This is a genomic window from Holdemania filiformis (assembly GCF_003459085.1).
Lineage (GTDB): Bacteria > Bacillota_I > Bacilli_A > Erysipelotrichales > Erysipelotrichaceae > Holdemania > Holdemania filiformis.
Genome location: NZ_QRUP01000009.1, coordinates 45886 through 72865, shown reverse-complemented (window position 1 = coordinate 72865; position 26980 = coordinate 45886). Strand labels below are relative to the sequence as shown.

Genomic DNA, 26980 nt, shown 5'->3' with positions numbered 1-26980 from the left:
TGTCGGTAAGAGAGTGTTAGGATTAAAAACCACTGAATACTCTCTATTTAAAATTAATATTGGTATTAATTATCACATCTACTATAATTAAATAAGCATTAGGAAGAAGGGGCGAAATGGATAAAAGTAATTTCCAGCAATATAAGCAAGCGAAAACTATTTCCGAGCAATTACAATATTTAAATGAACAAAAAAGAGTTCAATTTAATGAGATGAATAAAGAAATCGCAGGAAACAAGCTGCTAGAATATAATTACATTAACGTAATTACTCCGTTTAAACATCAATTCGCTAAATTAAATAGCAAGAAAGAAGTTGAAAAAGTAAACGGAAAACATGTATACGAGAGAGATATAGAATTTCAGGAGTACTATAATTTCTTTATCAATGAAAGAAAGTCTTATCCTATTATCATTACAAACATATTAGATTTTGAAATACATTTTAAAACCAGCGTCGCTTATAATGTTCTTACAAACTATGAAATCCAAGATTCAAACCAGTTGGAATTATTTCTTGATAAATTAAACTTAAAATTTGCTTTTTTAACGTCGAAATATAAAAAAAATAGAATTGAACACATGAGCAATCGCATAAATGCTCTAAAAAAAGATATTTTTAAATATGCTGATGTTTATTGCTTTTTTGATAGAATGAGTTTAGGAGATATGCTAACCGTCTTTACCTGTCTTGACAATTCAATGCAAAACAGAATTTTTCAAGATTTAAAAAAGTTTCAAATGACATTTAATGTTGATAAAGTCCCTGATTTTATTGATAAAGTGTTTTGTCTAGTATCCATTAGAAACTGTGTAATGCATTGCAATAGTCTGGAAATATTAATCAGATTCTATAATCCTAAAACACATGAGCTAAGAAAAATATCAGACAGGAAAAAATATTTGAACATGATAAAAAATCTAAACATAGAAAAAACTCACGATCAATCGTGAGTTTTCTTCCGCACCGAGTGCCATTTACAATGTTATTATATGCTATAGGACGGTGAATATCAATTAAAAGTTTCAAATGAAAATCCTAAAGTCTGCTTTCACCGAAATCGAAAAGTGAGCTTTAGTAAAAATTCACCCCAGTGCCGCTAAGGGATTTTGTTACCGAAGCCAAACTGTTCCGAGATCTTCTTGGTGTTTACAATCCCTGTTCCCGGCATAAAGTCAAATGTCCATCCAATTCAAGATTCATGAAGCTCTAAGGGCAAGAGCTTAAACAAGGAAAAGACCGGCTTCCCGCAGGGAAAAACCGGCCTTGGATTCGATCTTCGATTCGATAACTTCTTTAGCGTGCCAGCCAGCCGCCGTCGACAGGAATCGTCGCGCCGCAGATATAGTCGGAAGCTTCGCTTGCCAAAAAGACCACCGGTCCCTGCAGCACGGACGGATCGCCCCAGTAACCGATCGGCAGACGGTCGAGCACTTCTTTGTTGCGGACCGGATCGTCCTGCATCGCCTGCGTCAGCGGCGTCTTCATGTAGCCCGGCGCGATGGCGTTGACGTTGATATCCTTGCTTGACAGTTCGTTGGCCATTTCCTTCGTCAGCCCCATGATCGCCGATTTGCTGGCGGTGTAAGCCGGCACAAGGATGCCGCCGGTGAAGGAAAGCATGCTTGCGATATTGATGATTTTACCGCGGGTTCCCTGCTTCACCATCTGGTTGGCCGCACTCTGCGAAAGCAAAAATACCTGTTTCAGATTTAAATTCAGCGTGTAATCCCAATCCGCTTCGGCGTATTCCAGAAACGGCGCGCGGCGGTTGACGCCGGCGTTGTTCAGCAGAATATCCAGATGCCCGTAGACATTAACGACTTCCGCGACGATCTCGTCGGTCAACGCTTTAGTCGGTTTCGATAAATCCGCCTTCATGTAATGATAATGGCGTCCAAGCTTTTCGATCGCTTCCCGGATATTCGTATCGTCGCCATGGCCGATGTTGAAAATATCCGCGCCGTTTTCCGCCAGCCCGACGCACATCGCATAACCCAGCCCCCGGTTGGCCCCGGTGACTAACGCGACCTTGCCCGCCAGCATTCCTTCTTTATAAATCATATTCATCCTCCTCACTCAGTTACTCTAACAATAGCACAAAAACCCTATTTTGTATCGGTCATTTATCTTTTCACAAGCGTTTCAATCTAACTGTTCATGCAAGGTTTGCCGCACAGCGCCCGGGCCTTGCAGCATTGCAGTCAACAGAGCTTCCACCCGTTCGATAAGACCTGCGGCTTCCAGATCCAGTCCGAAAATCGGGGAATTCTTTAAAATAGCGCGCACGCCGGTCAACGGCGGGCAGGTCTGCCCCAGCGTTATGCCTTCCAGCAGCGGCTGCAGCGTGTCCAGCAATGGATCCGGACTTAACGGCATCGGCTGCCCCTGATCATCAATCCCCAACAGATAACGCAGCCATCCGGCATAGACGAGCGGGATCGCCTTTAAATCGGAAAGCGGGCGGCCTTCCTTCAAATACGCCTTGACAGTTTCGCCAAACCGCACGCCCAGCTTCTGCGAGGTATCGGTCGCGATCCGCTGCGGCGTATCCGGCATAAAGGGATTCGGGATGCGCAGCGTCAGCACTTCGTCAAGAAATTGTTCCGGAGCCAGAATTCCCGGGTTCGTCACGACCGGCAACCCTTCCACCCGGCCGATCCGTTCCGCCAGCCGCTTTAAATCCGGATCCTGCATTTCCGCACTGATCTTGGTGAAGCCGAGCAGACAGCCGAACACCGCCAGACCGGTATGCACCGGATTCAGACAGGTCGAAACCTTCATCCGCTCCACCCGCTCCACCGTCTGCCGGTCCGCGAACATCACGCCGGCTTTTTCCAGCGGCGGACGGCCGTTGGGGAAGCGGTCCTCAACGACGAGATACTCGCATTCCTCCGCGTTGACAAACGGCGCGATGTAGGTATGCCTGGCCGTTATGATGGGGCTGACATCCTCCACTCCGTCCTGCTTCAATAACGCTTCAATCGCCGGATCCGGCCGCGGCGTGATCTTGTCGATCATCGTCCACGGGAAACTGACCTGGCCTTCATCCTGCACATAGTCCAGAAAACCTGCTTCCATCTTGCCCGCGCGCGTCCAGCCTTCAGCCATCGTCACCATCGCCTGTTTCAGCTTTTCACCGTTGTGCGAACAGTTGTCCATACTGACCAGCGCGATCGGCAGCGCCCCGTTTTGATACCGTGCGGAAAGCAGCGCGGCAACCTTGCCGATATAGCTGAGCGCCGCCTGCGGCCCCCGTTCAAATTCAGCGGCGATCTCCGGCAGAATCTGCCCTTTTTCATCGCGGACACGATACCCTTTTTCCGTGATCGTAAAGCTGGCCAGCTGCAGGCTCGGCTGGATGAATAAGTTTCTTAGCGTCGTGAAATCCGCACTGGCCGGATCGAGCTTCAGGGCGGCGGCCAGACTGCCGATCACCGTTTTTTCCACGCTGCCCGAAGCTTTCAGGGTGACCAGAATATTCAAATCGTCATGGGGATTGAGCATCCCGTCGACAATTTCATCATCATACCCTTCCGCCGCGATCAGGCCTTCCGAAACTTCCCCGGCTTCGATCAGCTTCTGCATCAGCCACGTCTGATACGCGCGGAAGATATTCCCGGCACCAAAATGAATCCAGCGCGGCGTTGCCAGCGTCGCCTGGCGCATCCGCCCGCGATCGTATTGCGGCAGCGTGTAGCCATGATCCAGCCAGCCTTGCCGGTCTTTCAGTCCTTCGTCGGTTAATCGCATACGCGGCCCTCGCTTTTGACAATCGCTTCCCACAGACCGTTGAGATAAGCCGCACCCAGCGCCCGGTCATACAGACCATAGCCCGGCATCGCTTTCTCGCCCCAGATCATCCGGCCATGATCCGGACGGATCGGGCCGTCGAAACCGATATCGAACAGCGCTTTCATAATTTCATACATATCAAAGCTGCCGTCGCTGGACAGATGCGCACTTTCCTCAAAATCATCCGGCGTATTAAACTTCAGGTTGCGGACATGCGCGAAGTGAATCCGGCCTTTTAACGAGCGGATCATGTGCGGCAGATCATTCTCCAGGTTTGTTCCATAAGAACCGGAACAAAACGTCACGCCGTTGTGCGGATTGTCGACCATCTTCATCATCCGCTGAAGATTGCGCTCGTTGATAATAATCCGCGGCAGCCCGAAGACGCTCCAGGCCGGATCATCCGGATGGATCGCCATGTTGATATCATACCGGTCGCAGACCGGCATAATCGCTTCCAGGAAAATCCGCAGATTTTCAAACAGCTGCTGCTCATCGACGCTGCGGTACAGCTCAAACAATTCCTTGATCCGGTCCATCCGTTCCGGTTCCCATCCCGGCAGGATAAAACCGTTGGTGTCCGCACCGATCGAAGCGAACATCTTTTCCGGATTCAATTCGTCCACCGCTTTCTGCGTGTACGCCAGCACCGTCGAACCGTCCGGACGCTTGCGGGCCAGCTCGGTCCGCGTCCAGTCGAAAACCGGCATAAAATTATAACAGACCATGTGGATGTCCGCTTTACCCAGGTTTTCCAGCGTCTGAATATAATGATCGATCATTTCGTCGCGCTGCGCCGTTCCCGCCTTGATCGCATCGTGAACGTTGACGCTTTCAATCCCGCTGACGCGCAGTCCGGAAGCCTCGACCTCGTCTTTCATCGCCGCGATCCGCTCAGGCGTCCAGATTTCGCCCGGCAGCGTGTCATACAGCGTCGTGATGACGCCGCGGACGCCCGGAATCTGACGGATTTGTTCGAGTGTTACGGAATCGTAGCCGGTTCCATACCAGCGTAGTGTCATTTCCATAGGTTTTATTTCCTCCTTTACCTAAAAGAAAAGGGACGGCTTGTCCCTTTGTTCAGACTGTTTAGCCTGCGTAGTTTTCAAGATCGTCGATCGCCTTGCGGATCAGCGCCTGGGTGACCGGATACGGAACGTGGTTAAGTTCCTGATTCTTTTCCGCCATTTCCAGCACATCGCTTAACGGATCGTCCTTGCTCAGCTCTAAGTCCGCCAGACAGACCGGCAGCCCGATCTGCCGATGGAAGGCGTAGGCTTTTTGAAGCATTTCCTGCTGACCGTCCATCATCAGCTGCACCAGCGTGCCGTAGGATACAACCTCGCCATGCAGATGGTTCTTCTCGATATGCTCGCGCACCGTCAGCCCGTAGAACAGAGCGTGCGCCAGCGCGGAGTTGTAATCGGGATGGACAAGCAGCGAAACGCTGCCGGTGGAGATCAGGATATTCTGGATGATCTGTTCCAAATCGTCACTGACTTCCTGATTTTTCGCTGCGCGCAGTGCGCTGGCGCCATGGGCGATCACCGGTTCAAAGCACATCGCGCTGATCGTACGGCCCAGTTCGCTGGCATAATCCAACTGATCGTTGCGGGCAGAGAACGTACATTCCACATGCTTCGCCATCGTATCGCCGATGCCGGCCCATAAATACTGAATCGGCGCTTCGGCAATGACCGAAGTCGGGATCAGGCAGTGCACCGGCGCGGCCTTCAGCTTTGGAATATCCTTGAATGAACCGTCGGCGTTATACATGATGCTGATCTTGGTTACCGCCGCGCAAGTGGAGGCGATCGTCGCGATCGTGACGACCGGTTTTCCCAATTGATCGCCGGCCAGCTTCACCGTGTCCAGACATTTGCCGCCGCCGATGCCCACCAGCACATCCGCGCGTCGCACATCCGGATCCTCTGTCAGCCTGGCGACGTTCTCGTAGGTTGCTTCCTGTCCGTAACAGACTTCCCTGACGACGTCCAGCGAACCCAGCGCCGGAGTTAACAGCGCCTGACAGGCGGCATAGGCTTTCGCGCCATGAATCAGCGCTACCTTGCGTCCGTAAGCGGAAACGACGCGTTCCAGATCATTCAGTGCGTCCGGGCCGATCGTATAGCGCGGAAGGGTCACGTTTTTCATATTTTATTTGCCTAAGACTTCACGCACATAAGCTTCCAGCTCGGCGTTCTGGCAGCCGGCAAAGAAGCAGTCCTGGAACCGCTGCGTCAGCGCTTCCTTGACCATGTTCTGATCAAGCGCCTTCAAGCCTTCCAGAACCGGCTTGCCCACTGCGGCCTTCACTTCGTTTAACAGCGCGGCATTGCGGTTCTGCGATTCCTTGCGGCCCGGCTCATTCGGATAGCCCATGCCCTTCGGAGAACCGAATGCTTTTTCAAAAATCGTGTGGATGTTCAGCTCGCCGCCCCAACCGAAGCCTTTCGCATAAGGGATCGACAGCGCGTTGCCGTTGTTGATCTGCAAGAACAGGTAAGCGTCCGACGGTTCGATGCAATAGCCGCAGACAACGCCCGGATATGCGTTCAGCGACATCAGCGCGCCCTGACCGGTGCCGCAGCCGGTAACGACAAAGTCCACCGCACCGCTGTTGAGCAGCAGGCAGGCCTGAATGCCCAGATGCAGATAGGTCAGACGTGGATTTTCTTCCGTATACGCTTCCGGAACATCCTTGTCCAGCAGCGGTTTTGCCATCGCGGTGTTATAAACGGTGTGGCCCATCGGTTCGACGACATCTTTCAGCTGTTCCAGAATAATCGTATTCTTCGGAGCCTGGCTGAATTCATTCATTAATGCAATTTTCATGTGTTTGTTTCTCCTTTTCTTCTTTTTAACAGGAACATCGTTTTCCTGTTCCTGTCTATAAAAGTATCATAAACGATTCGCTCCGGATTATCAATCCTCGTCATTTTAATGTGGTAAATTGTCGTTTATCCGCCCTGCCTGAAAAAACCGAAGACAAAATAAGTATGAAAAGCTTGTCGCGACAGATGTTGCTCTGCCTTTTAAGCCAACGTTTTCGAGCGGTCGGGCTATGCTGCAGAGTTTCCCTGATTTCTCGATTGGAAGCGGTGAAAACAAAGCGGACTTCCGGGTACCGGATGTCCGCTGTTAAAAATGGGAGGATTTATTCGTTGCCGGTCGAAACCGATTCGCCGTAGAAATACTGGTTGTTGGAGCCGATGACGCGGATATAGTCCTTGACAAACTGCTTCACCGCGGCTTCCGCCGTCATGCACAATTCCAGGTAGTCCGCGTTCGGTTTGACTTCCAGGTTTTCCAGCATCGCGTTTTTCGCGGCATGGAAAGCGTCGGTGCAGACGTTGATCTTGTTGATGCCGCCGGCGACGGCCTTGCGGATGTTTTCTTCGCCGCTGCCGCTGCCGCCGTGCAGAACTAACGGCATATCCAGCGCTTTTTTCAGCTCGGCCAGACGTTCAAAGTTCAGCTCCGGCACATAGCCCTTCGGATAATCCCCATGCGCTGTGCCAATCGCTACCGCCAAAGCGTCGCAGCCGGTGTCTTCCACAAACTTCTTCGCTTCTTCGACGTTGGTATACAGGTCGACTTTACTGTTGTCGCCGTCTGCCGCCTGGCCGACATGGCCCAGCTCCGCTTCAACGCAGATCCCGTGCGGATGCGCCAGCGCGCAGACAACCGAGGTCCGCTTGACGTTTTCTTCATAAGGATAGGAAGAAGCGTCGATCATCAGACTGGTGAAGCCGTTGTGGATGGCCGTAACCATATCTTCCAGCTTTCCGCCGTGATCCAGGTTTAACGCAACCGGAATGCTGGCGCGTTCAGCCAGTTCCTTGACCAGCGGAACGATCTCCGTCAGATGCGCATGCTTGCCGATCTGACCCGGACCCATCTGGACGATAATCGGGGAATGTTCTTCCTCGGCGGCGCTGATCACCGCGCGGGCCATTTCCATATTGATGCTGTTGACTGCCATCACCGCGTAATTATGCTTGTGCGCGTGCTGCAGAATATCCTTCATCGAAACTAACATAGATCTCCTTCTTTCTTTCCTTAATATAATTACAAATGGCTTAGAGACTGAGCGTTAAGCTTAGAGACTGAGCGTTAAGCTTACAGATTGATGTCCAGGTCGACGATTTCTTCTTCCTCTTCCTGGCCTTCCTCGCTCGGCTTCTTGATTGCCGAGTAAATGACGCCGGTCGCAACCGAGCCGACAACTAAGGCGATCACCGCCCACAGCCAGTTGGTCATCATCGGGAAGACGAAGATTCCGCCGTGGCCGGCAACCGATTCAACGCCCATCGCCACAGCAATGCCGCCGGCTAACGCTGAACCGATCATGGAAGCTGGAATGAAACGGGCCGGATCCGCTGCCGCAAAAGGCAGAACGCCTTCAGTAATGAAGCACAGGCCCATTGGGAATGCGGTTTTCGCGGTTTCTTTTTCAGTAGCCGAGAATTTTTTCGGTGTTAACAGTGTGGAAACGAAGACGCCGCACGGTGGCGTCATGCCGCCGATGATCTTGGCCGACATTGGTCCGTAGATACCGTCAGCACCCAGCGCATTGGCTGCCATGGAAGCTGTCTTGTTGACCGGGCCGCCCATATCGAAGCCCATGCCTGCGCCGATAACTGCGCCGATGATGAACTTGGAGCCGCCGTTGAGGCTCATGATCCAGCCCTGCAGAGCGTTCATGGCAATCGCCATTGGTTTCGCCACGATCGCGAAGAAGGCCACGCCGCAGACAAAGGTTGCGATAACTGGAATAATCATAACCGGCATCAGACCGACCATCCACTTCGGAAGTTTCCAGGTCTTCATCCACTGGATGAAATAGCCGATCACAAACGCCATCAGCAGACCGCCTAAGAAGCCCGCTTTCGACTGGTTAGCCGCATAGCCGATAATGAAGCCCGGCACGATGCCCGGACGTTCAGCGATCGAGTAGCAGACGCCGGCCGTCATGACCGCAACGCCGAAGCTCATCGCGTAGTCAGATAATTTGGAAATCATCCACCAGAACTGTTTCCAGTCGAAGCAGTTCAGGTTGCTGAAGATGGTTGCGCCCGCTTCCGGCGCATAGTTGCCGACTTCCCATCCGCCGAAGCCTTTCGCTAAGGCGCCCAGGATACCGCCGGCCACGATCATCGGAATCATGTACGAGATGCCGGTCATCATGTGTTTTTTAAAGTTCAACTTTTTCATGGATTCATCTACCCCTTTTTATTTTTGGATTTTCTTTTCGATCGTGGCGATCAAGCTTTTTGGATTCTTCATCGCGACGCTGATCGGAATGTCAACGGTCGGCTTGCCGGCAAAACGTTCCATTCCGCCGACAGCGATATCATGGGCGACGATGACAACGTCGGCCGCGGCGATATCTTCCGCTGTCAGTTTGTTCTGTGCGCCGATCGTCCCCTGCGTTTCGATCTTGCACTGATGGCCTGCGGCCTCCGCTGCGTTCTGGATTTTCTCCGCAACGATATAGGTATGCGCGATGCCTGCGGTACAAGCTGTAATTCCTACAATCTTCATTTGGGTTCACCTCCCATCCTTTGTATTCTTTGGCATGATCATAATTTATCATGTTGCAAGCGCTTTAGTTTAACAACTGAGGGAACTTTATTACGGTAATTTTTTGATTAAGTAACGATTAAATTGCGGTAATTTTGGTTATCAGTTGAGGAACAAATCGATCAGTTCTTGCTTTGTTGTAACTTTCTGCAGCTTCTCCACGCGCTCGTCGTTGCCCAGCTTGCCGGCCAGCTCCGCCAGCAGCATCATGTGGTTGGACGCGAAATCAGCGTCGTCGCTGACGCAGAACAGGAAGACCAGATTGATCGGCTCGTCGTCGTAGCTTTCCCATTCAATCTCATTCTCGCAGCGGCCGATGGCGATCCCGATCTTTTTGACGGCATGACTTTTGCCATGAGGAATCGCGATGTGATTGCCCATCCCGGTAATCCCTTCCGCTTCCCGGACGTAAATGTCCTTGACGAACTGCTCGACGTCCTCAATGTAGCCTGCCTCCAGCAGATGCGCGCTCAAATCGCGCAGCACTTCGTCTTTCGTCGTGCTTTTCAAATGCAGGTCGATGATGTTTTCATCCAGAATATCCGCTAATGCCATACGTTTTCTCTCCTTATCGTAGCTTTGCTTGTTAAAATTACTTGATTAAATACTTGTAAAAATCAACGTTGGTCTGGAAATTACGCAGGACGTTGACCTGGTCGTCGGTTCCGACCAGCTTGATGTACTGCTTATAAAAAGCCTGGGTACGGCGGATCTCAAAGTCGTTGGTCATTTTGACGACTAACAGGAAGATCACGTCGACTTGTTCGCTGTCCCACAAAATGGGCTTTTCCAGCGTGGCGATGACGACCCGGGCCTCGTTGATCTCATTTTGATCGCCATGAGGAATCGCGACGCCGTTGCCGATCGAGGTCGGCGTAAACGCTTCGCGGTCCAGCACCGTCTTCACATATTTGCGCGTGACATAGCCCTTGCGGACCAGGCGGTCGCACAGAAACTTCAACAATGCCGGTTTGTCGTCGATTTCCAGATGCGTAAAGATCAGATCCGGCTCGAACAGCTGGTGGCAGTCGGCGTCAAACTGAGCTTCGCTGACCTTGTTGAGGATCGTGTTGCGGATCCAGTGGTTGATCTTCTGAATCGAAGCGTCGGACAGAAAATCATCGATTTCCACAATCCGCGGATCGTGAAGACCCAGTTCCCGCGTCGTCAGGATCAGATCGACATCTTCGACCTTTTCAATCTTGAAATCGTGAACGCTGACCACCTTCACTGAATGAATCAGACTGAACGAGCGGCAGATCTTATCGCACAGCATCTGATTGATGCCCATGCCCGAGGCGCTGACCAGCATCGTCCGCACCGGATTCTCGTTGCGTTCCAAGGCGGATTGGATATACAGCACGATGTAGCCCAGCTCATCCTCGCTTACCTTGAGATCGAAATATTCCTCAAACAGAACGGAAATCAGCCAGGCTACCCGGAACGTCTTTTTGTATTCCGTCTTGATATAACTGGTCAGTCCGTTGGTATGTCCGCGCTCATAGCGCAGCCGGAACAGCGTCGGCCGCATGTGAATCAGCAGCCCGTGCACCAGCGCTTCGTCATGCGTCAGATCGACATTGAGGACATTGCTGACAACGGAGATGATCTTGCGGACAAATTCCTGCAACTTGTTGTCATACTCCCGCAGCACCTCGCCGCTGTCGGCGCTGTAGCCGCTGTCGATCAGCTTTGAGCATAAAATCTGAATCGATAAAAACGCTTTTTCTTCGGTCGGCAGCGTCATGTTGAAATGCGCCCCCAGCTTTTTGAAAATCGCTTCGGCAAAGCTGTATTCGTTGTATTTCTGAAGCATTTCCAGCTCCTCGTCCGAGAACTTCAGCTTGCGGCCGTTTTTCTGCTGATTCTGATAAATGGCCAGCGACGCGTAAACGAGCACCTCGTTGAACGATTCCTCGGCAAACTCAAAGCTCCATTCCTTCTCTGTTTCCATAATTCCGCGCCGGATCGCTTCAAGATCCAGCCCCGGCATGAAGAACAAAATGCTTTCCTCCACGTTGGTCTCGGTATCGAATTTCAGAATGAAATGCTTCAATGCCAGCCGGTAGGACACCTCGTTGTAGGCCAGCTCCAATCCCTTGTTGCGCACGACGTTCAGCTCGATGTTGAACAGCTTCAGCCAGCTGCGGCAGTCGTTGATCACCTTGAGCGTCGTCGGAACGCTGAGATAGAGCTGGGAGGCCAGCTGTTTGGTCGTCAGCGTGTTGTTTTTCGTGCTTTTTAAGATCAGCTTCAGCGCCGTCGCGGTGCGGATCTGATCGTTCTGCAGCACGTCCATGTTCGCCGAGTTGTTGATCAGCGAATTGATTTTCAGCCGCTGCTGCGGGTCGGCGTCCAGCCAGATCCCGATCCTGGGCTTCTTGCAGATTTCACCCAGCTGGTTGTCCAGCAGCATGTTGTTGATGACTTCCACTTTCGTGCGGATCGTTTTTTCTGACAGTCCAATTTCTTCCGCCAGCTGGCCCGTGGTCACCATTTCTTTATTCAGCAGCGCCTTTAAGATCAGCTGGGTGTAGTAATTAGACTTTTGATCATTCATTTTGTCACCGCCCTTCCCTCGTCAATAAAATAGCATACTTTCCAAGCCCGGCTGAAAGAAAAACGGGAACAGAAATCCGGTAATTTTTTGCTTGTTGTTTCGTGAGTCCCTGAAAAAGCGGGTAAATTCCCTTTTATAAAAGCTTTTTTCATGTTTTATGTGCAAAATCAAAAGTTACTCAACTTAACCAAGACCTTATCAAATCCTGATTGACAACCTATCGGTCAGCCACTATGATAAACATGTCCAGGCAAGAGAAAAGCCCGGTTTTCCGGACTTAATCGATCAGCTGGATTTTGAGATTCTTGAAATACTGCCGGTACTTCTCATTCGGTTCTTCATCGGTGATAATTCCGGTAATGCCTTCAAGATCGAAAAACTTATTAAACGCCACCGTGCCGAATTTCGAGTGATCGGCGACAATCCAGACCTCCGCGGAATTCTGGATCACATGCCGCTTGATCACGCCTTCGTTAAAATCGGTATTCGTCAGCCCCTTGGAAATCGACAGGCCGACCGTGGAAACGAACGCTTTATTATAGTAGTACGGATAGAACGAGGTATCGGAGAAGAACGTCTGGGTTTCCCTCCGCAGCTTCCCGCCCAGGCAGATGCCCGTCAGGTTCTCCGCTTCCGTCAGCGCGTTCATAACATGCAGGCTGTGGGAGATCACCGTGACCTCCTGCTGATGAAGATAGGGGATCATCGTATAGGCGGTGGAGCCTGAATCCACAAAAATCACGTCGCCGTCCTGCACCTGCCGCGCCGCCAGCTGGCCGATCCGGGCCTTGGCCGCCGCGTTGGTGCGCAGCCGGGAAGACAGCGTCGGCAAGGTCGCCGCGCTGATTTTCTCCGGTTTAGCCAGAACGCCGCCGTACACCTTGGTGATCACATTGCGGTCTTCCAGCTCCTTCAAATCCCGCCGCAGCGTCTGCACGGAGATATTGAACAGCTGCTGAAGCTCCTCATTGCTCACCGAGCGGTTTTTGCGGATGTAGGCTTCCATCTCCTGCAAACGATTGTATTTCATGTTTCCCCCGACCTTTCAACTTTCTTCATTATAGACAAGTTGAATCCCTGTGACAAGCAGAAAGGAGTTCACAATGTTAAGAAAAAATGAGAATCTGCATTCCGGTTTTAATCAAATCTGCGACGGTGAAAAAGATCAGATGTTCATGAACATCCAGCTGTTGATCGGACGGCAGGGAGAATCCTGGCCGGTCCAGTCCGAAGATCAGGAAACGGCGCTGCTGCTGTTAAGCGGCAAGGTTACCTTCCATTATGCGGATCAGACCGTCACCGCCCAGCGTCAGAACTGCTTCCGCGACGACGCGACCTGTCTGCATGTCTGCCGGAACACGCCGGTGACGCTGGTCTTCGAGGAAGACGGCGAGGTGTTGGTCCAGCAGAAGGAAAACCCGCGGATTTTCCCGGCCGTGCTGTACGACAAATCCAACATCGACAAACAGTTCTTCGGCGAGGGCAAGCTGGCGGCGACGACCAGGCGCCAGGTCACGACGATCCTGGATTACGAGCGCACGCCGTATTCCAACATGGTGCTGGGAGAAATCACCAACTTTCCGGGTATTTGGAGCAGCTATCCGCCGCATCATCATCCCCAGCCGGAGGTCTACTTCTACAAATTTGATCATCCGCAGGGCTTCGGCAGCTGCTTCATGGGTGAGGACGTCTATAAAATCACGCACAACAGCGTCGCGATGATCCCGGGCGGTCTGACCCATCCGCAAAACGCCGCGCCGGGCTACGCGATGTTTTATGTCTGGATGATTCCGCATCTGGAAGGCAATCCGTGGATCAAGACACGCACCTTTGACCCCGCTCATGAATGGGTCAACGATCCGGACGCTGAATTCTTCCAGCTGGACAAATAAAGCATTTCCTCCAGCGGCAGATTCCTTCCAGCAATTTTGTCCGGACTGATATCCGCCGCCCCAGCCCATTATAAAAAAGGAGAAACAGGAATGAATAAACTTTATGAAATGGTCACCCGCTTCCCGCAGACGGAAGTGTGGAATGACTCCTGCAGCTGCAAGGAACTGCAGTACGCGATCGACAACGGCGCCAGCGGCGCGACGACCAATCCGGTCATCGTCGGCAACGTCTTAAAGAAGGAACTGCCTGAATGGGAAGAGACCATCAGAGATATCATCAGCACCCATCCGGCTTCCACCGAGGATGACGTCGCCTGGGATGTGATCAAGGCGTTAGGCGCCAAGGCCAGCCGGCTGCTTTTACCGATGTTTGAGGAAAGCCATGGCCAGAAAGGCCGGATTTCGTTCCAGACCAACGCCAAGTTCTACCGCAGCAAGGACAAGATGGTCGAGCAAGCCTGCGAGCTGGCAGCCACCGTACCCAATTCCCAGATCAAAGCTCCGACCTCCCAGGCCGGCATTGAAGCGTTTGAGGAATTAACCTACCGCGGCGTCAGCATCAACGCGACGGTTTCGTTCACCTGCGCCCAGGCGATCGCAGTCGCCGAAGCGGTAGAGCGCGGCTTGGCGCGGCGGGAAGCGGAAGGCTTGTCCACAGCGGAAATGCATCCGGTCTGCACGATCATGGCCGGCCGGACCGACGATTACTTAAAAGCCTGGGTCAAGCAGCACGACGTGATGATCAGCGCGGAAGCGTTGGACATGGCGGGCGTGGCGGTCGTTAAGAACGCTTACCGTTTATACAAGGAACGCGGTTACCGGACAAAGCTGCTGGTCGCGGCCTTCCGCAATCAGCACCATTGGGAAGAATTCATCGGCGGAGATATCGTCCTCACGATCACCAGCGACTGGCAGCGCAAGTACAACGGCAGCGACGTCGTGATCCAAAACAACATCGACACGCCGGTCGCTGACGAGCTGCTCGACGAACTGATGAAGCTGGACGAATTCAAAAAAGCCTATTTTGAAGAGGGGCTGAAGCCGGAAGCGTTCGAGCATTACGGCGCGTTCCTGGCGACGATGAACCAGTTTCTGGGCGGCTATGACGATTTAGTCAGACTCATCCGCAGCTACATGATTAAATAAGGAGGAAACAACCATGGCTAATCCCTTTTTAACACCTGCTAAAATTATCAGCGGCAAAGACGCGCTGGAAGCCGCCGGTCCTGCTCTGGCCGCGTTAGGCAAGAAAGCGCTGATCGTCACCGATTCAATGATGATCAAGCTCGGCAACCTGGATAAAGTATTGAAGGTACTGAACCAGCACCACATCGCGTATTCCATTGACGCTGAAATCAACAGCGAGCCGTGCGATACGATGATCGTTCATGGTTTGAAACAGTATCAGGCGGAACACTGCGATTTCTTGATCGCTCTGGGCGGAGGTTCGCCGATCGATTCGATGAAGGCGATCGCGATGATGAGCGCCGACCCGGACCGGCCGTTAAATTCCTACATGGGCCAGCCGGTCGAAACACCGCTGCCGAAGAAGGTCGCGATCCCGACGACTGCCGGCACGGGTTCGGAAGCAACCCAGTTCACGATCATCACCGACACGGAAAACGACGTGAAAATGCTTTTAAAAGGCGGCAATCTGATTCCGGATCTGGCGATCATCGATCCGCAGTTCACCATGACCGCGCCGAAAGGCGTCACCAGCGCGACCGGCATCGACGCCCTGTGCCATGCGATCGAAGCTTACACCTCGCGTTTAGCCCAGCCGCTTTCCGACACCTTCGCGCTCAGCGCCGTCAAACGCATCTTCAACAACCTGACGGAAGCCTATGAGCACGGCGACAATGAGGAAGCGCGGATCCAGATGTCGCTGGCGGCGCTGGAAGCCGGGATCGCCTTCAACAATTCCTCGGTGACGATCGTCCATGGCATGAGCCGTCCGATCGGCGCGCTGTTCCACATTGCGCATGGCTTAAGCAACGCCGTGCTGCTGGAAGTATGCATGAACTACATTAAGGACGGCGCGCTTGACCGGTTCGCGGATCTGGCGCGGTATTGCGGCATGACCCAGAATGAGAATGACGAACAGGCGGCCGATCTGTTTCTTGACAACCTGTCCGCCCTGTTAGCCCGGCTGAACGTTCCGAGTCTGGCCCAGCTGAATATCGACCGCGATCAGTTCTTCAATTCGCTGGAAAAAATGGCCCGCGACGCCGCCGTTTCCGGCTCGCCGGCCAACACCCGCAAAGTTATAACGGAAGAAGCGATGATCGCGCTGTACAAGCAGCTCTGGTAACTCTCTCGTGACTATCCAGACCCGGATTTACTCCCTTTTCCGGGTCTTCTGTTACTATTCCTTATACAATTTACTGATGATGAAAGGATGATAAAACGATGCGCATGACTCATTTTAAAAACGCCAACGTCGACGTCAGTCAGCTGGCCGTCGGCACCTGGGGGCTGGACAGCCTGCGCTGGAACGGCGCGATGAGCGAAGAGGAAGCGATTGCGGCAATCCGCGCGATGATCCAGGGCGGCGTCAACCTGATCGACACTGCGCCCAACTACGGCAATCACAGTTCAGAACAGATTGTCGGCAAAGCGATCCAGGGCCTGAACCGGTCTGAGATTTACATTTCCACGAAGTTCGGCACTCACAACGATTTATTCACCGGCGGCGTATTCCGCGACGCCCGCTTCGGCACCGTCATGGAGGAAATGGCCAGCTCGCTGCGCAACCTTCAAACGGATTATGTCGATTTCTACTTCCTGCATTGGCCGGATACGCACACGCCGATTGCGGAAACGATGTGCGCCCTGAACTTCTTAAAGCAGCAGGGCAAAATCCGCTATATCGGCTTGTCCAACTGCGATCAGACGTTATTGGAGGAAGCGATGAAATACGGCCAAGTCGACGTCATCCAGCCGCCCTTCTCGATGATCGACCAGCGGTCTAAGGCGTTGATGCAATGGTGTGCCCAGCACAGCATCGACACGATGACCTATGGTTCCTTAAGCGGCGGAATTTTGACAGGCCGGTTCCGCGAGGTTCCCGACTGGCCGGCCAACGATGTCCGGCTGTCCTTCTATAAAGGCTTTAGACCGGAATTTTTCCCGCGCGTCATGGAGCTGATGACAACCCTGGATGAGATCGCTCAGACACATCAGGTTCCAGTCAGTCAGGTCGCGATCAACTGGTCGACGCAAAAGGATTTCGTTTCGACGGCTTTAGTCGGCGTGCGCAGCGTCCGTCATGTCGCGGAAAATCTGAATACCTTCACCTGGCAGCTCAGCGCAGCGGAAATGCAGAAAATCGACGCGGAAATCACACGGCTAGGTCTGGACCAGCTCTGATTTCTCCCCTTTTGATAAGTTTCTTCTCCCTTCCTCATAACATACGAAACTGACCCCCGTACCCAAAGCGCCGTGATCTTCATCCGGCGCTTTTTAAACTCAAAAGAGTTGTATATTTATCATTTCTGAGTTATACTGATTATGGAAAGCCGGGACACTCTTTCTTTTCAGAAGAACGGTTTAACGTCGACTGAAAGTTCCTATCGCTCGAGATTCTTCCAATTCTCTGCCCTTAGACAGAAGATTCTGTCCCGCGTCTTTCCACCCCTTGAAAAGACGACCCTTCCGCGAAATAAGCGCTCTGGAAAAGTGAACTATACTTCCTCAAATTTGACAAGCTGGATTCAACGTCATAAACTAAAAGAAACCTGAGCGAACCTTCATCCCGCTAAATTAAAGGCTTAAGGAAAGGGGCAGTTATGATCAAAGCTGAATTTGGCATGATTGATGAAATAGATCCCAAAAAAGATTATAGTGCTTATGAACCGCAGAATTATCATTGCATTGCGATTGACGATGATCTCTATCTCAATGACTGGTGGCCTAAGCTCCTGTTGATGCAAACCTATTTTCATTCCCTCGATCATCCTTCCCAGGCTTTAGCCCGGCACGGCGTCACACTGATCCCACCGCAGTCGCTTCCTGCATTCCAGGAAATCGTGCTCAGCGACCGGCGGATAAATCAGGGTGATCAACTGGTTGATCTGGCGCTTAAAATCCAGGCTGCGATTGACAGCCAAAAGTTTATGATCCACTATGGCGTATAAAGACCAAACACGTTCGTTTTGCGATTGTCAGGCTTCGCAGACGGATGTTTTTTTACTTTTAAAGGTATTGATATTGATCTTATGCTCCGGGAAGCAGGCAAGGAATGACCGGATTTGAGATTGCCAAGCATGAGAACAGTCGCCTTTTCTGATTTACTGAATCCGAGAATTTCATTCAAATTATCCGTTTTTGTGCACAAATGGACAATATTACAAAAAATGCAGAAGATAATCCATTCAAACCCTTCGGCCGGTTCTATAAAATAAGAACCAGGAGGAAGGAAAATTATGAAGAAAATCGTTAAACTGATGCTTTCCGTCATGATGATCGCTTCGATGGCTGCGTGCAGCTCAGCACCGAAGAATGATCAAGGCGGCGAAGGCAAATTCAAAGCAGGAACTTACACAGGGACGGCCCAGGGAAATAACGGCGACGTGACAGTCGAAGTTACCTTGAGCGCTGACAAAATTGAAAAGGTCGAGGTCACGGAACACAAGGAATCCGCCGGTATCTCCGATGCGGCAATCGCCGACATCCCGGCGTCGATCGTTGAATCCCAGTCGCTGAATGTCGACACGGTATCCGGCGCAACGCACACATCCGACGCGATTCTGGACGCTGTCAAAGCGGCGTTGACAGAAGCCGGCGCGGACGTTGAAGCGCTGATGAGCGGGGAAGGCGCTGCGAAAACCACCGTTACTTTAGAAGATAAGACCTATGACGTCGTTGTCTTAGGCGCCGGCGGAGCGGGCTTATCCGCAGCGATCGAAGCGCAGGCAGCGGGCGCGAATGTCGTTGTCATTGAAAAAATGCCGTATGTCGGCGGCAACACAATTCTGTCCTATGCCGAACTGGCCTGCCCGAACAACTGGCTGCAGGAAGAACAGGGCATTGAAGACAGCCCGGAACTGATGGCGAAGGAAATGTGGGAAGGCGGCGGAAAGGTCGCGAAGAAAGAAATGGTCGATATCGTTGCGAACAACGCGACGGCGGCCGCGGAATGGCTGCGCGATGAAATCGGCGTCAAATATCAGGATTACCTCGTCTGGGAAGGCGGCCACAGCGTAGCGCGTGCCGTTGAGCCGATTGATTTAGGTCCAGGCATGATCAATCCGTTAAAGGAATACGCTGAAGGTCACGGCGTAGAAATCATGCTGAACACGAAAGCAGAAGAACTGATTCAGGATGAAACCGGCAAGGTTGTCGGTGTTAAGGTCTCCCAGGGTGATCAGACGGCGACGATCTCCGCGAACCGCAGCGTCGTTCTGGCTACCGGCGGCTTCGGCGCGAACGTCGAAATGCGCGAACACTACAACACACGTTGGGAAACACTGGACGAATCGGTTAAAACGACAAACTCCCCGGCCATTGTCGGCGACGGCATCGTCATGGCTGAAAAGATCGGCGCTAATCTGATCAATATGGAACACATCCAGCTCTATCCGTTCAACAATCCGATCACCGGCGTCTTCTACGGCATTGAAGCGCCAAGCTGGTCGGGCGAAGGTCTGATCTATGTCAACAAAGACGGCAAGCGTTTCGTCAACGAAGTCGCGATGCGCGATGTCCGCGCCGAAGGCATTCTGGCTCAGGGCGGCTTAGTCTACGCGATCTACAACCAGGAAGTCGCTGACCGGCTGAATCTGGAAGAAAAGTTCGCCGACGAATATGCCCGGTGTCTGGAAGACGGCGTCTTCTTCAAAGCTGATACGCTGGAAGAAGTAGCGGAACACTACGGCATCAATGCTGAAAACCTTGTGGAAACGATGGATAAGTACAACGAAGGCATCGAAAACAACACCGATGAATTCGGCCGTACCACAAGCATGGTTACGATGAAGGAAGGCCCTTGGTTCATTCTGGAAGGCGTTGTTTCTGTCCACCACACGATGGGCGGCGTTGAAATCAACGAAAACGCTGAAGTTCTGGATACCGAAGGCAGCGTTATGCCAGGTCTGTTCGCCGCGGGTGAAGTCACCGGCAGCGTTCATGGCAACAACCGCGTCGGCACCTGCGCGATCGCCGATATCACCGTCTTCGGACGGATTGCCGGCCGCAACGCAGCCGCTGCGGAATAAATTAAGCTTTCCCTCCAAAGAATCCCAGTCTGACGGCTGGGGTTCTTTTTTACTCGTCCTTGAATGCCGGCGAAATCTAATACCTGGTTGAAAAAGGTTTACAAACGTAGACTCCGGTAGTAAACTGAAATCACAGAGGTGATCTTCCATGCGTTTTTCTTTCACAAAACACGGTTTTCGCTGCGCCCTGTTTTGTTTCGTCCTGCTCTTTACGGGCTGTCAGCCGACCTCCCTTCCCTGCGATTCAGAATTGAATTCACAGTATGATTGGGAAAACGACCTGGTCATTGTCGGCGATGCGATTCCCAGCCTGATCGCCGCGATTGAAGCGCATGATCAGGGGGTTGAGGATATTCTTGTCATCGTGTCTTCGCTCAAGCCGGACTACACTTCATTTCACAGCGCCGATCTGCCCCATTCCGTCGAAATTTTGACGGAGGAAACCGATCGCTATGCGGCGTTAGGCGCCGCAGCTCAGCGGGCTGACCAAAGTCAGCGGCGCTGGACGCTAACCGAAATTAAACAATTTTATACAGATTATTTTTCGGAACTCACGTTGAGTGCCGATTCTTCTCTTTTCCGAACGACCGTTGAACATTCCGGAGCGGACGTCGACTGGCTGATCGAACGCTGCGGCGTACCGTTCGCCGAACCGGTACCGGGTTTACTGCCGGATTATAAATTAATGATGACCCCGGATGATGGACAGACTGAAGGACACCCTGTCGTTCTATCCGCCTTGACCCAGATCGCTGCCGATCTGGGGATCGCCTTCATGGAAAATTCACGCCTGACTCAGATTCTACTGAACGAAGCCCAAGATGGTGTAGAAGGCGTCAAAGTTGTGCAATCCTTCAGCGATGAAGAAACAGGCCAACCTCTGAATTATTCGCCTAAAATTAAAACAAAGGCGTTAATCGTCGCGGATCAGTTTCTTTCGAAAGACGTTTTCCTTCGCGGACATTTAATCTCCGATTTCACACCGCTTCAATTAGAGGATTGGAAATCGGCGGCTTCACTGCAGGAAGACTACGATTACTTTACCCTGCCCAATATCATTTTTTTAAATTCTGACGGCCGCCGGTTCTTTAATGAAAAGGATCCGAAGATGAACTATCAGGATCAGCTGATTTGGATTGCCAAACAGGAACCCGTCTATGGAATCAGCGATCTCGATCACGTTCAAGCGGCCGGAATTTCACCGCAAACCTTTTATTTCGAAGTGGATGGGCTTAATCTCCTCGCTAACATGATCAATCCGGAATACCCCGGAATTGTAAAAAAAACGATCACGGATTACAATCAGTACGCCCGGACCGGCCTTGACTTAGAATTTCAGCGTGAGGGAACGACAATGAGTGAGCTGATACCGCCTTATGTACTCGTGGAATTTCATACTTCCCCATCCCGCCCGACTCTCAACAAATCACTTTTGCCGGTGTCCTTTAAAGGGGAAGTTCTGAGCTACGCCTCAGACACTAATAAATTCGACGGCCTGTACTCTGTTTATGGAGAAGATACGAAATGTCCGGGATGGGAATTGACATCCGGGCTGGTCTGGGCGCGAATCACCGCTCAAAGTGCTGCCGATCAGCTGCTGAAAAAATAATCGGTAAGCTTGCTTAAATAGAAGAAACCGTTTACAATGAAACCAAAAATAAGAAAGAGAGGTCATTTTATGTCTAATGAAATTCGTCTGGCCGATCTGGTCGTCGACTGTCCTGACGCTATAAAGTTGAGTCAGTTCTATCATGAACTGCTGGGCTGGAAAACTACGGAACTGTTCGGCAATCCCGCGGTTGTCAGCGAAAACGGCGTGATGCTGGTCTTCGTGCAGGAAGACGATTATGTCCCGCCGGTCTGGCCGGAGGTTGAAGGCCGGCAACAGAAACAAGTCCATTTTGATTTTCTCGTTTCCGACCTGAATACAATGATCACGAAAGCGGAAGCCTTGGGCGCGCGGAAGGCTGACACACAGTTTGGCGGTTCTCAGTTTGTAACCCTGTTTGATCCGGCAGGGCATCCATTCTGCCTCGTTCAGGCTTAAACTTTCCTATGTTAAAAAGATATCTCAGAAATACGGGATATCTTTTTTTCTCTGAACGACGTTGAACGATTCATTGACAGGTTCATCGACGCCTGAAAATAAGCGTTCTTATTTTTCCCATCGACCACAGGGATTCCCTTGACATACTCACAAACTGAGATTTTTCCACCTGCCAACTGGAATTGATAAATCTAAGTTACCACGGAAAAATAGAAAAAAATACCAATGAGCTGATTATGACGGAAATTAGATAAAGTCCTTTGCTCCTTACTCTCCTGTAAAACATAAAAAGAAAAACGATTGCCCCAATAATGTCCATCAACAACTGAAACAAAAATGTATGATGTTCCAGAAAATAAATGGAAACTGTTATTGCTTCTGCAACTAAAGCCCCTACCGGCAAGGAATATAGTACCGAATTGAAAACATGTTCTTTATTCCAATAATATAGAATAAACGCCGCTATCGCGCAAGGGATTGAAAGAACGGTGAACAGTACAAATAGCGAAAAGCGAAATTCACCAGAAAACAAGGGTATAAACATTCCTAATATTGCTTGTAAGGCATAAAAGCTAAATGTCATTCCAAACATATATAAGAACGAACTAATTCCTGCACAAATATTTGAGGTGCTTAACAGAACAATGATAGTATTCGTAATCATCCAAAATCCTAACAACGTTTGAATTGATGAAAAACTCCATAGCGTATCTGCTGGAAAATAATCCAACAACCTACAGATACACCCTACTAATATACCGATTATAAATATCGCAGTATAGGACTTGAATGTATTTCTTAATTTTATATTTGACATAATCGTGCTCTCCAATAAATTACAATTTATTTAGTTCTTTAGTCTACATATTTTAGCACCTGCCTGTTAGATTTTCAATTTAATGTTTCTCCTATGAACTACGTTACCAATTGCCCTTGACAACGGTCAAGATGAGGACTTTGCCGGCCGCCCGCAAGTGCGGCCGCCTTTGTTTGTAAGGCAGGCAAGAAAACGAAAACAACGAGCGCTTTCGCTCTCGCATATGTTGATGTTCATTCATAATGCTCCTTCAATATAAAAACAGAAAGAAAGCAAAAGAAGCTTCGTTAAAATGAAAACTTAAAAAATTACCGGAATAAACTGCCTGCTTGCCTGCCGTGGACGATCGCTAAACATGGTAAAATGTAGAAAAAGAATGGAGTAATCAATGATGAAATCCTTAAATCGTCAAAATCATCCCCGGCCGCAGCGGCCGGTGCGCATTCTTCAGTTCGGCGAAGGAAACTTCCTGCGGGCCTTTGTCGATGATTTCATTTCCCAGTTAAACGAGAAAACTGATTTCAACGGCAGCGTCTGCGTCGTTCAGCCAAGACCGCATGGGCGAGTCAAAAGTTTAATGGAACAGGACGGGTTATACACGCTGCTTTTAGAAGGAAAAAAAGAAGGACGGGCCACGCGGGAAATGCGAATCATCGACGTGATCGAACAGGGCATCGATCCCTACACCGATTACCCAGCGCTTTTACAGCGCGCGGCGGATCCGCAATGCCGTGTGATTATCTCGAATACCACCGAAGCGGGAATCGCCTACACGGACGAACTCGTGACCCTCGACGTCTGTCCGCAAAGCTTCCCCGGCAAGGTTCTGGCCGTATTAAAACATCGCTTCCAGACGTTCAACGGCACGCTGGAAAGCGGTATGGATCTCGTCTGCTGCGAGCTGATTGAACGCAACGGCGACACCCTGAAAGAAATCGTCTGCCGCAAAGCCCGCGAACAAGGCGAACCGCAGGCTTTCCTGAACTGGATCGAGAACGCCAACCGGTTCTACAATACGCTGGTCGACCGCATCGTGCCGGGCTATCCGAAAGCTCAGGCAGCCGCACTGGAAGACCAGCTTGGCTGTCACGATGCCTATCTGGTGAAAGGCGAAATCTATCACAGCTGGGTGATTCAGGGCGATCCCGCGCTGCGCTCCGTGCTGCCGCTGGATCAGTTAAATCAAAACATTATCTTTACCGACGATCTGACGCCTTACCGCGACCGCAAAGTCGCGATCCTCAACGGCACGCATACCGCGATGGTTCCCTTAGGCTTGCTTGGGGGATTGGAAACTGTAAAGGAGACCGTCGAGGATCCGCAGATTCGCCGCTTTCTCGAAGCCTTTTTAAAGGAAGAAGTCTGGCCTTCGCTCAATTTCAGTGAAAGCGAGTTAGTGACCTTTACTCACGATGTCTTTGAACGCTTTGAAAACCCGGATATCCGCCACGAGCTCATGAGCATTTCGCTGAACTCGATCGCCAAGTTCAATACCCGCGATCTGCCGGCAATGCGGCATTATTACGATACTCATAAAGCGCTGGCTCCCCGCGCCTGTTTCTCGCTTGCCGCGCTGATCGTCCTTCTGGGCCAGCGGAAATCAGACGGCACGCCGTTGATCAGCGAAAGTCCGGAAGTTTTGGCCTGTTGGCAGGATTGGGATGAAAATCAGCCGCAGGCGACGGTTGACGCGCTGATCCAGCTGCCTCTTTGGGAAGGTCAGCTGGCATCAATGGACAACCTCGCGGAACGCCTGGTTCAAATTATCCATTCAATCGCAACGCTCGGTCTTCGCGATGCGTTAAAAAAGGAGGAAAACGCATGAAAAAAACGCTGCACATCCAGCCGAACGACAATGTGATCGTCGCGCTGGAACCGTTATCCGCCGGAGAAATCATCAACGGAATCACCCTGCTGGACGACATCCCATCCGGTCATAAATTCGCCTGTGCAATGATTCCAGACGGTCAGCCGGTCATCAAATACGGCCAGCCGATCGGTCAGGCCGCCGGTGACATTGAAGCCGGACGCTGGGTCCATAGCCACAACCTGAAAACCCGGCTGTCCGGAACGCTTGATTACCAATATGATCCGGTCTGTGACCCGATTGTCAAACGTCCCCAGGGGCGTTCCGTCATGGCCTACCGCCGCGCCAACGGCAAAGTCGGAATCCGCAACGAGCTGTGGGTGATCGTGACGGTCGGCTGCATCGGCGATACCGCCCGCAACATTGTCAACGCCTTCCGCCAGCGTCATCCGTTGGATGATATCGACGGGATCTTCACGTTTAATCATCCGTTCGGCTGTTCACAGATGGGACAGGATCATCGCAACACCGTCAAAATTTTACAGGACATCGTCACCCATCCCAATGCCGGGGGCGTGCTCGTGCTTGGTTTAGGCTGTGAAAACAATCAGCTGAAACCCTTCTACGACACGCTGGAACAGATCGATCCGGAGCGCATCCGCTGTCTGAACTGCCAGGACGTTGAGAATGAGGTTCACAGCGCCGTGGAGCTGCTCGAGCAGATTTATCAGGTCATGCGCCATGATCAACGCGAAGCCTGCGATCTCAGCGAATTCTCCTTCGGTTTGAAATGCGGCGGTTCCGACGGCTATTCCGGAATCACTGCCAATCCGCTGCTGGGGCGGTTCTCCGATCTTCTGTCCAGCTACGGCGCGAATATCGTGCTCAGCGAAGTCCCGGAAATGTTCGGGGCGGAGCAGCTGTTGATGAATCGGGCCGCTGACCGGGAAACGTTTGATAAGCTCGTCGCGATGATCAACCGCTTCAAGGACTATTTCCTATCCAATCATCAGGTTGTTTATGAAAATCCATCTCCGGGCAACAAGGCCGGCGGCATCACAACGCTGGAAGAAAAGAGTCTGGGCTGCATCCAGAAAGCGGGAACCGCGCTGATCAACGATGTGCTCGACTATGGCGAGCCGATTCAGAAAAAAGGCGTCAGCCTCGTTTACGGCCCGGGCAACGATCTCGTGTCCACTACCGCACTGGGGGCCTGCGGCTGCCAGATCGTACTGTTCACGACCGGCCGGGGTACGCCGTTCGGCGGATTTATTCCTACCTACAAAGTAGCCACCAATTCAGAGCTGGCGATGAAAAAACCACATTGGATCGATTTCAACGCCGGTCTTCTGACGGAAGGCGTACCGCTCGACGAAGCGGCCAGCCGGCTGGTCGAAGATCTGATCGCTGTGCTGGAAGGAAAGAAAACACGCAACGAAATCAGCGACCTGCGCAGCATCGCAATCTTCAAACAGGGGGTTATCTGTTAAATGGACGTCATTCTTTACGGCCTGGTTACCGTTCTGTTGGCAATGGCCGTGTTCCAGGCGTTCCGCCTACACAGACATTATACCGGCACGCTGTATCCGGCGCTGTTCGCCAATTATCTCGAATACTTCTGGCGCTATCAATTCCGCCAGAATCTCTCCGTCAGCAGCTGGCTGAAACAGGAGCTGGGCTTTCACCGGCTGTTGTACAATTCCGTTGTGGATCAGGACGGACACGTCGCCCAAACATACGTCACCCTGTTGTGTACGCGCGGCGGCTTCGTTATCCGCGATTTGCGCAGTGAGGGACAGCTCAGCGGCAAACCGAACGACAAGCACTGGATCCTCCGCCGGCCGCAGGCGGAAGCGGCGAAGAGCTTCCGGATCCCCAATCCGGCGGCGGGTCTGCGGCAGCATTGCCAGTATCAGCGGCAGGCGTTAGGCGGTCTGAACTGCACCGGTCTGTGCGCGCTTCCTGACACCTCGGATCTGACACAGGCCAAAAGCGAGTTTGCGCTGCTGCACTACAAGGAGGTCGTCCCCTGGATTCAGAACCAGCCGGAATGTCTGAGTGAGCAACAGATTTTAACCGCTTTTGAGAAAGTATCGAAGAAATAAAAAATCAGACGCTTACGGGTTTCTATTTCAGACGAATCCCAGACCCGTGTTGTTCGGGGAGTTAAGCCCGCTCGGCCTTCCTGTATTCCCTTGTCAGCTTCTGTCGCGGGCTTCATTGCGCCGGCGGCTTCGCTGACAATCACCCCGAGTTTAAAA

General features: G+C 51.6%; 23 protein-coding genes. 12 read left to right on the top strand and 11 right to left on the bottom strand.

The features are described from left to right. Window positions 1-116: 116 nt before the first annotated feature. Entirely contained in the window at window positions 117-953 is an 837-nt protein-coding gene (locus tag DWY25_RS08755) for an Abi family protein (RefSeq protein WP_117894915.1), read from the top strand. A gap of 343 nt (window positions 954-1296) precedes the next feature. Here the strand turns inward: DWY25_RS08755 and kduD are convergent, their stop codons facing one another. From kduD to DWY25_RS08700, 11 genes are all read right to left on the bottom strand, one after another. Beyond that, window positions 1297-2064, bottom strand: a complete 768-nt coding sequence (kduD, locus tag DWY25_RS08750; protein WP_220412930.1) for a 2-dehydro-3-deoxy-D-gluconate 5-dehydrogenase KduD — start codon at window positions 2062-2064, stop codon at window positions 1297-1299. An 81-nt stretch (window positions 2065-2145) separates the two neighbouring features. Continuing rightward, window positions 2146-3753 (bottom strand): mannitol dehydrogenase family protein, encoded by a 1608-nt coding sequence (locus DWY25_RS08745; RefSeq protein WP_117894913.1) that lies wholly within the window; start codon window positions 3751-3753, stop codon window positions 2146-2148. Continuing rightward, window positions 3744-4823, bottom strand: a complete 1080-nt coding sequence (gene uxuA, locus DWY25_RS08740) for a mannonate dehydratase (protein ID WP_006058696.1) — start codon at window positions 4821-4823, stop codon at window positions 3744-3746. Before uxuA ends, DWY25_RS08745 begins: the two co-directional genes overlap by 10 nt. Before the next feature lie 61 nt (window positions 4824-4884). Next, window positions 4885-5949: an iron-containing alcohol dehydrogenase family protein gene (locus DWY25_RS08735; protein ID WP_117894912.1), complete on the bottom strand. Its 1065-nt coding sequence runs from the start codon at window positions 5947-5949 to the stop codon at window positions 4885-4887. A 3-nt stretch (window positions 5950-5952) separates the two neighbouring features. Further along, window positions 5953-6630: an RpiB/LacA/LacB family sugar-phosphate isomerase gene (locus DWY25_RS08730; protein ID WP_020224012.1), complete on the bottom strand. Its 678-nt coding sequence runs from the start codon at window positions 6628-6630 to the stop codon at window positions 5953-5955. A gap of 322 nt (window positions 6631-6952) precedes the next feature. Then, a complete protein-coding gene (locus DWY25_RS08725) occupies window positions 6953-7837 on the bottom strand; it encodes a class II fructose-bisphosphate aldolase (RefSeq protein WP_117894911.1) in 885 nt (294 codons plus the stop codon). 80 nt (window positions 7838-7917) lie between these two features. Then, window positions 7918-9012 (bottom strand): PTS fructose transporter subunit IIC, encoded by a 1095-nt coding sequence (locus DWY25_RS08720; protein ID WP_117894910.1) that lies wholly within the window; start codon window positions 9010-9012, stop codon window positions 7918-7920. Between the two features lie 18 nt (window positions 9013-9030). Further along, the gene (locus tag DWY25_RS08715; protein ID WP_117894909.1) at window positions 9031-9342 is read right to left on the bottom strand and encodes a PTS fructose transporter subunit IIB; all 312 of its coding nucleotides are present in this window, start codon (window positions 9340-9342) and stop codon (window positions 9031-9033) included. Window positions 9343-9483: 141 nt separating this feature from the next. Beyond that, on the bottom strand, window positions 9484-9936 hold the full coding sequence (locus tag DWY25_RS08710) for a PTS sugar transporter subunit IIA (protein WP_006058689.1): 453 nt from the start codon (window positions 9934-9936) through the stop codon (window positions 9484-9486). Between the two features lie 37 nt (window positions 9937-9973). Continuing rightward, window positions 9974-11941, bottom strand: coding sequence for a BglG family transcription antiterminator (locus DWY25_RS08705; RefSeq protein ID WP_117894908.1), 1968 nt, complete (start codon window positions 11939-11941; stop codon window positions 9974-9976). A gap of 277 nt (window positions 11942-12218) precedes the next feature. Further along, window positions 12219-12971 carry a DeoR/GlpR family DNA-binding transcription regulator gene (locus tag DWY25_RS08700; RefSeq protein WP_006058686.1) on the bottom strand — a complete coding sequence of 251 codons (753 nt, stop codon included), beginning with the start codon at window positions 12969-12971 and terminating at the stop codon, window positions 12219-12221. Window positions 12972-13044: 73 nt separating this feature from the next. On the opposite strand from DWY25_RS08700, the gene DWY25_RS08695 reads away from it, so the two are divergent. The 11 genes from DWY25_RS08695 (at window position 13045) to DWY25_RS08640 (ending at window position 26824) form a co-directional block, all read left to right on the top strand. Further along, window positions 13045-13833, top strand: coding sequence for a 5-deoxy-glucuronate isomerase (locus DWY25_RS08695; RefSeq protein WP_117894907.1), 789 nt, complete (start codon window positions 13045-13047; stop codon window positions 13831-13833). Window positions 13834-13923: 90 nt separating this feature from the next. Further along, window positions 13924-14979, top strand: a complete 1056-nt coding sequence (locus tag DWY25_RS08690; RefSeq protein WP_117894906.1) for a transaldolase family protein — start codon at window positions 13924-13926, stop codon at window positions 14977-14979. Window positions 14980-14992: 13 nt separating this feature from the next. Continuing rightward, window positions 14993-16144 (top strand): iron-containing alcohol dehydrogenase, encoded by a 1152-nt coding sequence (locus tag DWY25_RS08685; protein WP_117894905.1) that lies wholly within the window; start codon window positions 14993-14995, stop codon window positions 16142-16144. Between the two features lie 98 nt (window positions 16145-16242). Continuing rightward, entirely contained in the window at window positions 16243-17202 is a 960-nt protein-coding gene (locus DWY25_RS08680) for an aldo/keto reductase (RefSeq protein WP_117894904.1), read from the top strand. Window positions 17203-17621: 419 nt separating this feature from the next. Continuing rightward, window positions 17622-17969, top strand: coding sequence for a hypothetical protein (locus DWY25_RS08675; protein ID WP_117894903.1), 348 nt, complete (start codon window positions 17622-17624; stop codon window positions 17967-17969). Between the two features lie 288 nt (window positions 17970-18257). After that, window positions 18258-20048 (top strand): flavocytochrome c, encoded by a 1791-nt coding sequence (locus DWY25_RS08670; RefSeq protein ID WP_117894902.1) that lies wholly within the window; start codon window positions 18258-18260, stop codon window positions 20046-20048. Window positions 20049-20196: 148 nt separating this feature from the next. After that, window positions 20197-21657: an FAD-binding protein gene (locus tag DWY25_RS08665; protein ID WP_117894901.1), complete on the top strand. Its 1461-nt coding sequence runs from the start codon at window positions 20197-20199 to the stop codon at window positions 21655-21657. A gap of 69 nt (window positions 21658-21726) precedes the next feature. Then, entirely contained in the window at window positions 21727-22095 is a 369-nt protein-coding gene (locus tag DWY25_RS08660) for a VOC family protein (protein ID WP_117894900.1), read from the top strand. Window positions 22096-23303: 1208 nt separating this feature from the next. Beyond that, complete coding sequence (locus DWY25_RS08650) at window positions 23304-24737, top strand: tagaturonate reductase (RefSeq protein WP_181981761.1); 1434 nt, start codon at window positions 23304-23306, stop codon at window positions 24735-24737. Next, window positions 24734-26209 carry a UxaA family hydrolase gene (locus DWY25_RS08645; protein ID WP_117894897.1) on the top strand — a complete coding sequence of 492 codons (1476 nt, stop codon included), beginning with the start codon at window positions 24734-24736 and terminating at the stop codon, window positions 26207-26209. Before DWY25_RS08650 ends, DWY25_RS08645 begins: the two co-directional genes overlap by 4 nt. Continuing rightward, a complete protein-coding gene (locus DWY25_RS08640; RefSeq protein ID WP_117894896.1) occupies window positions 26210-26824 on the top strand; it encodes a hypothetical protein in 615 nt (204 codons plus the stop codon). Window positions 26825-26980: the final 156 nt, after the last annotated feature.

Excerpts from the sequence above, each read along its gene's own strand:
- DWY25_RS08755 (WP_117894915.1), top strand. The coding sequence starts at position 117 with ATGGATAAAAGTAATTTCCAGCAATATAAGCAAGCGAAAACTATTTCC.
- kduD (WP_220412930.1), bottom strand. The coding sequence starts at position 2,064 with ATGATTTATAAAGAAGGAATGCTGGCGGGCAAGGTCGCGTTAGTCACC.
- DWY25_RS08745 (WP_117894913.1), bottom strand. The coding sequence starts at position 3,753 with ATGCGATTAACCGACGAAGGACTGAAAGACCGGCAAGGCTGGCTGGAT.
- uxuA (WP_006058696.1), bottom strand. The coding sequence starts at position 4,823 with ATGGAAATGACACTACGCTGGTATGGAACCGGCTACGATTCCGTAACA.
- DWY25_RS08735 (WP_117894912.1), bottom strand. The coding sequence starts at position 5,949 with ATGAAAAACGTGACCCTTCCGCGCTATACGATCGGCCCGGACGCACTG.
- DWY25_RS08730 (WP_020224012.1), bottom strand. The coding sequence starts at position 6,630 with ATGAAAATTGCATTAATGAATGAATTCAGCCAGGCTCCGAAGAATACG.
- DWY25_RS08725 (WP_117894911.1), bottom strand. The coding sequence starts at position 7,837 with ATGTTAGTTTCGATGAAGGATATTCTGCAGCACGCGCACAAGCATAAT.
- DWY25_RS08720 (WP_117894910.1), bottom strand. The coding sequence starts at position 9,012 with ATGAAAAAGTTGAACTTTAAAAAACACATGATGACCGGCATCTCGTAC.
- DWY25_RS08715 (WP_117894909.1), bottom strand. The coding sequence starts at position 9,342 with ATGAAGATTGTAGGAATTACAGCTTGTACCGCAGGCATCGCGCATACC.
- DWY25_RS08710 (WP_006058689.1), bottom strand. The coding sequence starts at position 9,936 with ATGGCATTAGCGGATATTCTGGATGAAAACATCATCGACCTGCATTTG.
- DWY25_RS08705 (WP_117894908.1), bottom strand. The coding sequence starts at position 11,941 with ATGAATGATCAAAAGTCTAATTACTACACCCAGCTGATCTTAAAGGCG.
- DWY25_RS08700 (WP_006058686.1), bottom strand. The coding sequence starts at position 12,971 with ATGAAATACAATCGTTTGCAGGAGATGGAAGCCTACATCCGCAAAAAC.
- DWY25_RS08695 (WP_117894907.1), top strand. The coding sequence starts at position 13,045 with ATGTTAAGAAAAAATGAGAATCTGCATTCCGGTTTTAATCAAATCTGC.
- DWY25_RS08690 (WP_117894906.1), top strand. The coding sequence starts at position 13,924 with ATGAATAAACTTTATGAAATGGTCACCCGCTTCCCGCAGACGGAAGTG.
- DWY25_RS08685 (WP_117894905.1), top strand. The coding sequence starts at position 14,993 with ATGGCTAATCCCTTTTTAACACCTGCTAAAATTATCAGCGGCAAAGAC.
- DWY25_RS08680 (WP_117894904.1), top strand. The coding sequence starts at position 16,243 with ATGCGCATGACTCATTTTAAAAACGCCAACGTCGACGTCAGTCAGCTG.
- DWY25_RS08675 (WP_117894903.1), top strand. The coding sequence starts at position 17,622 with ATGATCAAAGCTGAATTTGGCATGATTGATGAAATAGATCCCAAAAAA.
- DWY25_RS08670 (WP_117894902.1), top strand. The coding sequence starts at position 18,258 with ATGAAGAAAATCGTTAAACTGATGCTTTCCGTCATGATGATCGCTTCG.
- DWY25_RS08665 (WP_117894901.1), top strand. The coding sequence starts at position 20,197 with ATGCGTTTTTCTTTCACAAAACACGGTTTTCGCTGCGCCCTGTTTTGT.
- DWY25_RS08660 (WP_117894900.1), top strand. The coding sequence starts at position 21,727 with ATGTCTAATGAAATTCGTCTGGCCGATCTGGTCGTCGACTGTCCTGAC.
- DWY25_RS08650 (WP_181981761.1), top strand. The coding sequence starts at position 23,304 with ATGAAATCCTTAAATCGTCAAAATCATCCCCGGCCGCAGCGGCCGGTG.
- DWY25_RS08645 (WP_117894897.1), top strand. The coding sequence starts at position 24,734 with ATGAAAAAAACGCTGCACATCCAGCCGAACGACAATGTGATCGTCGCG.
- DWY25_RS08640 (WP_117894896.1), top strand. The coding sequence starts at position 26,210 with ATGGACGTCATTCTTTACGGCCTGGTTACCGTTCTGTTGGCAATGGCC.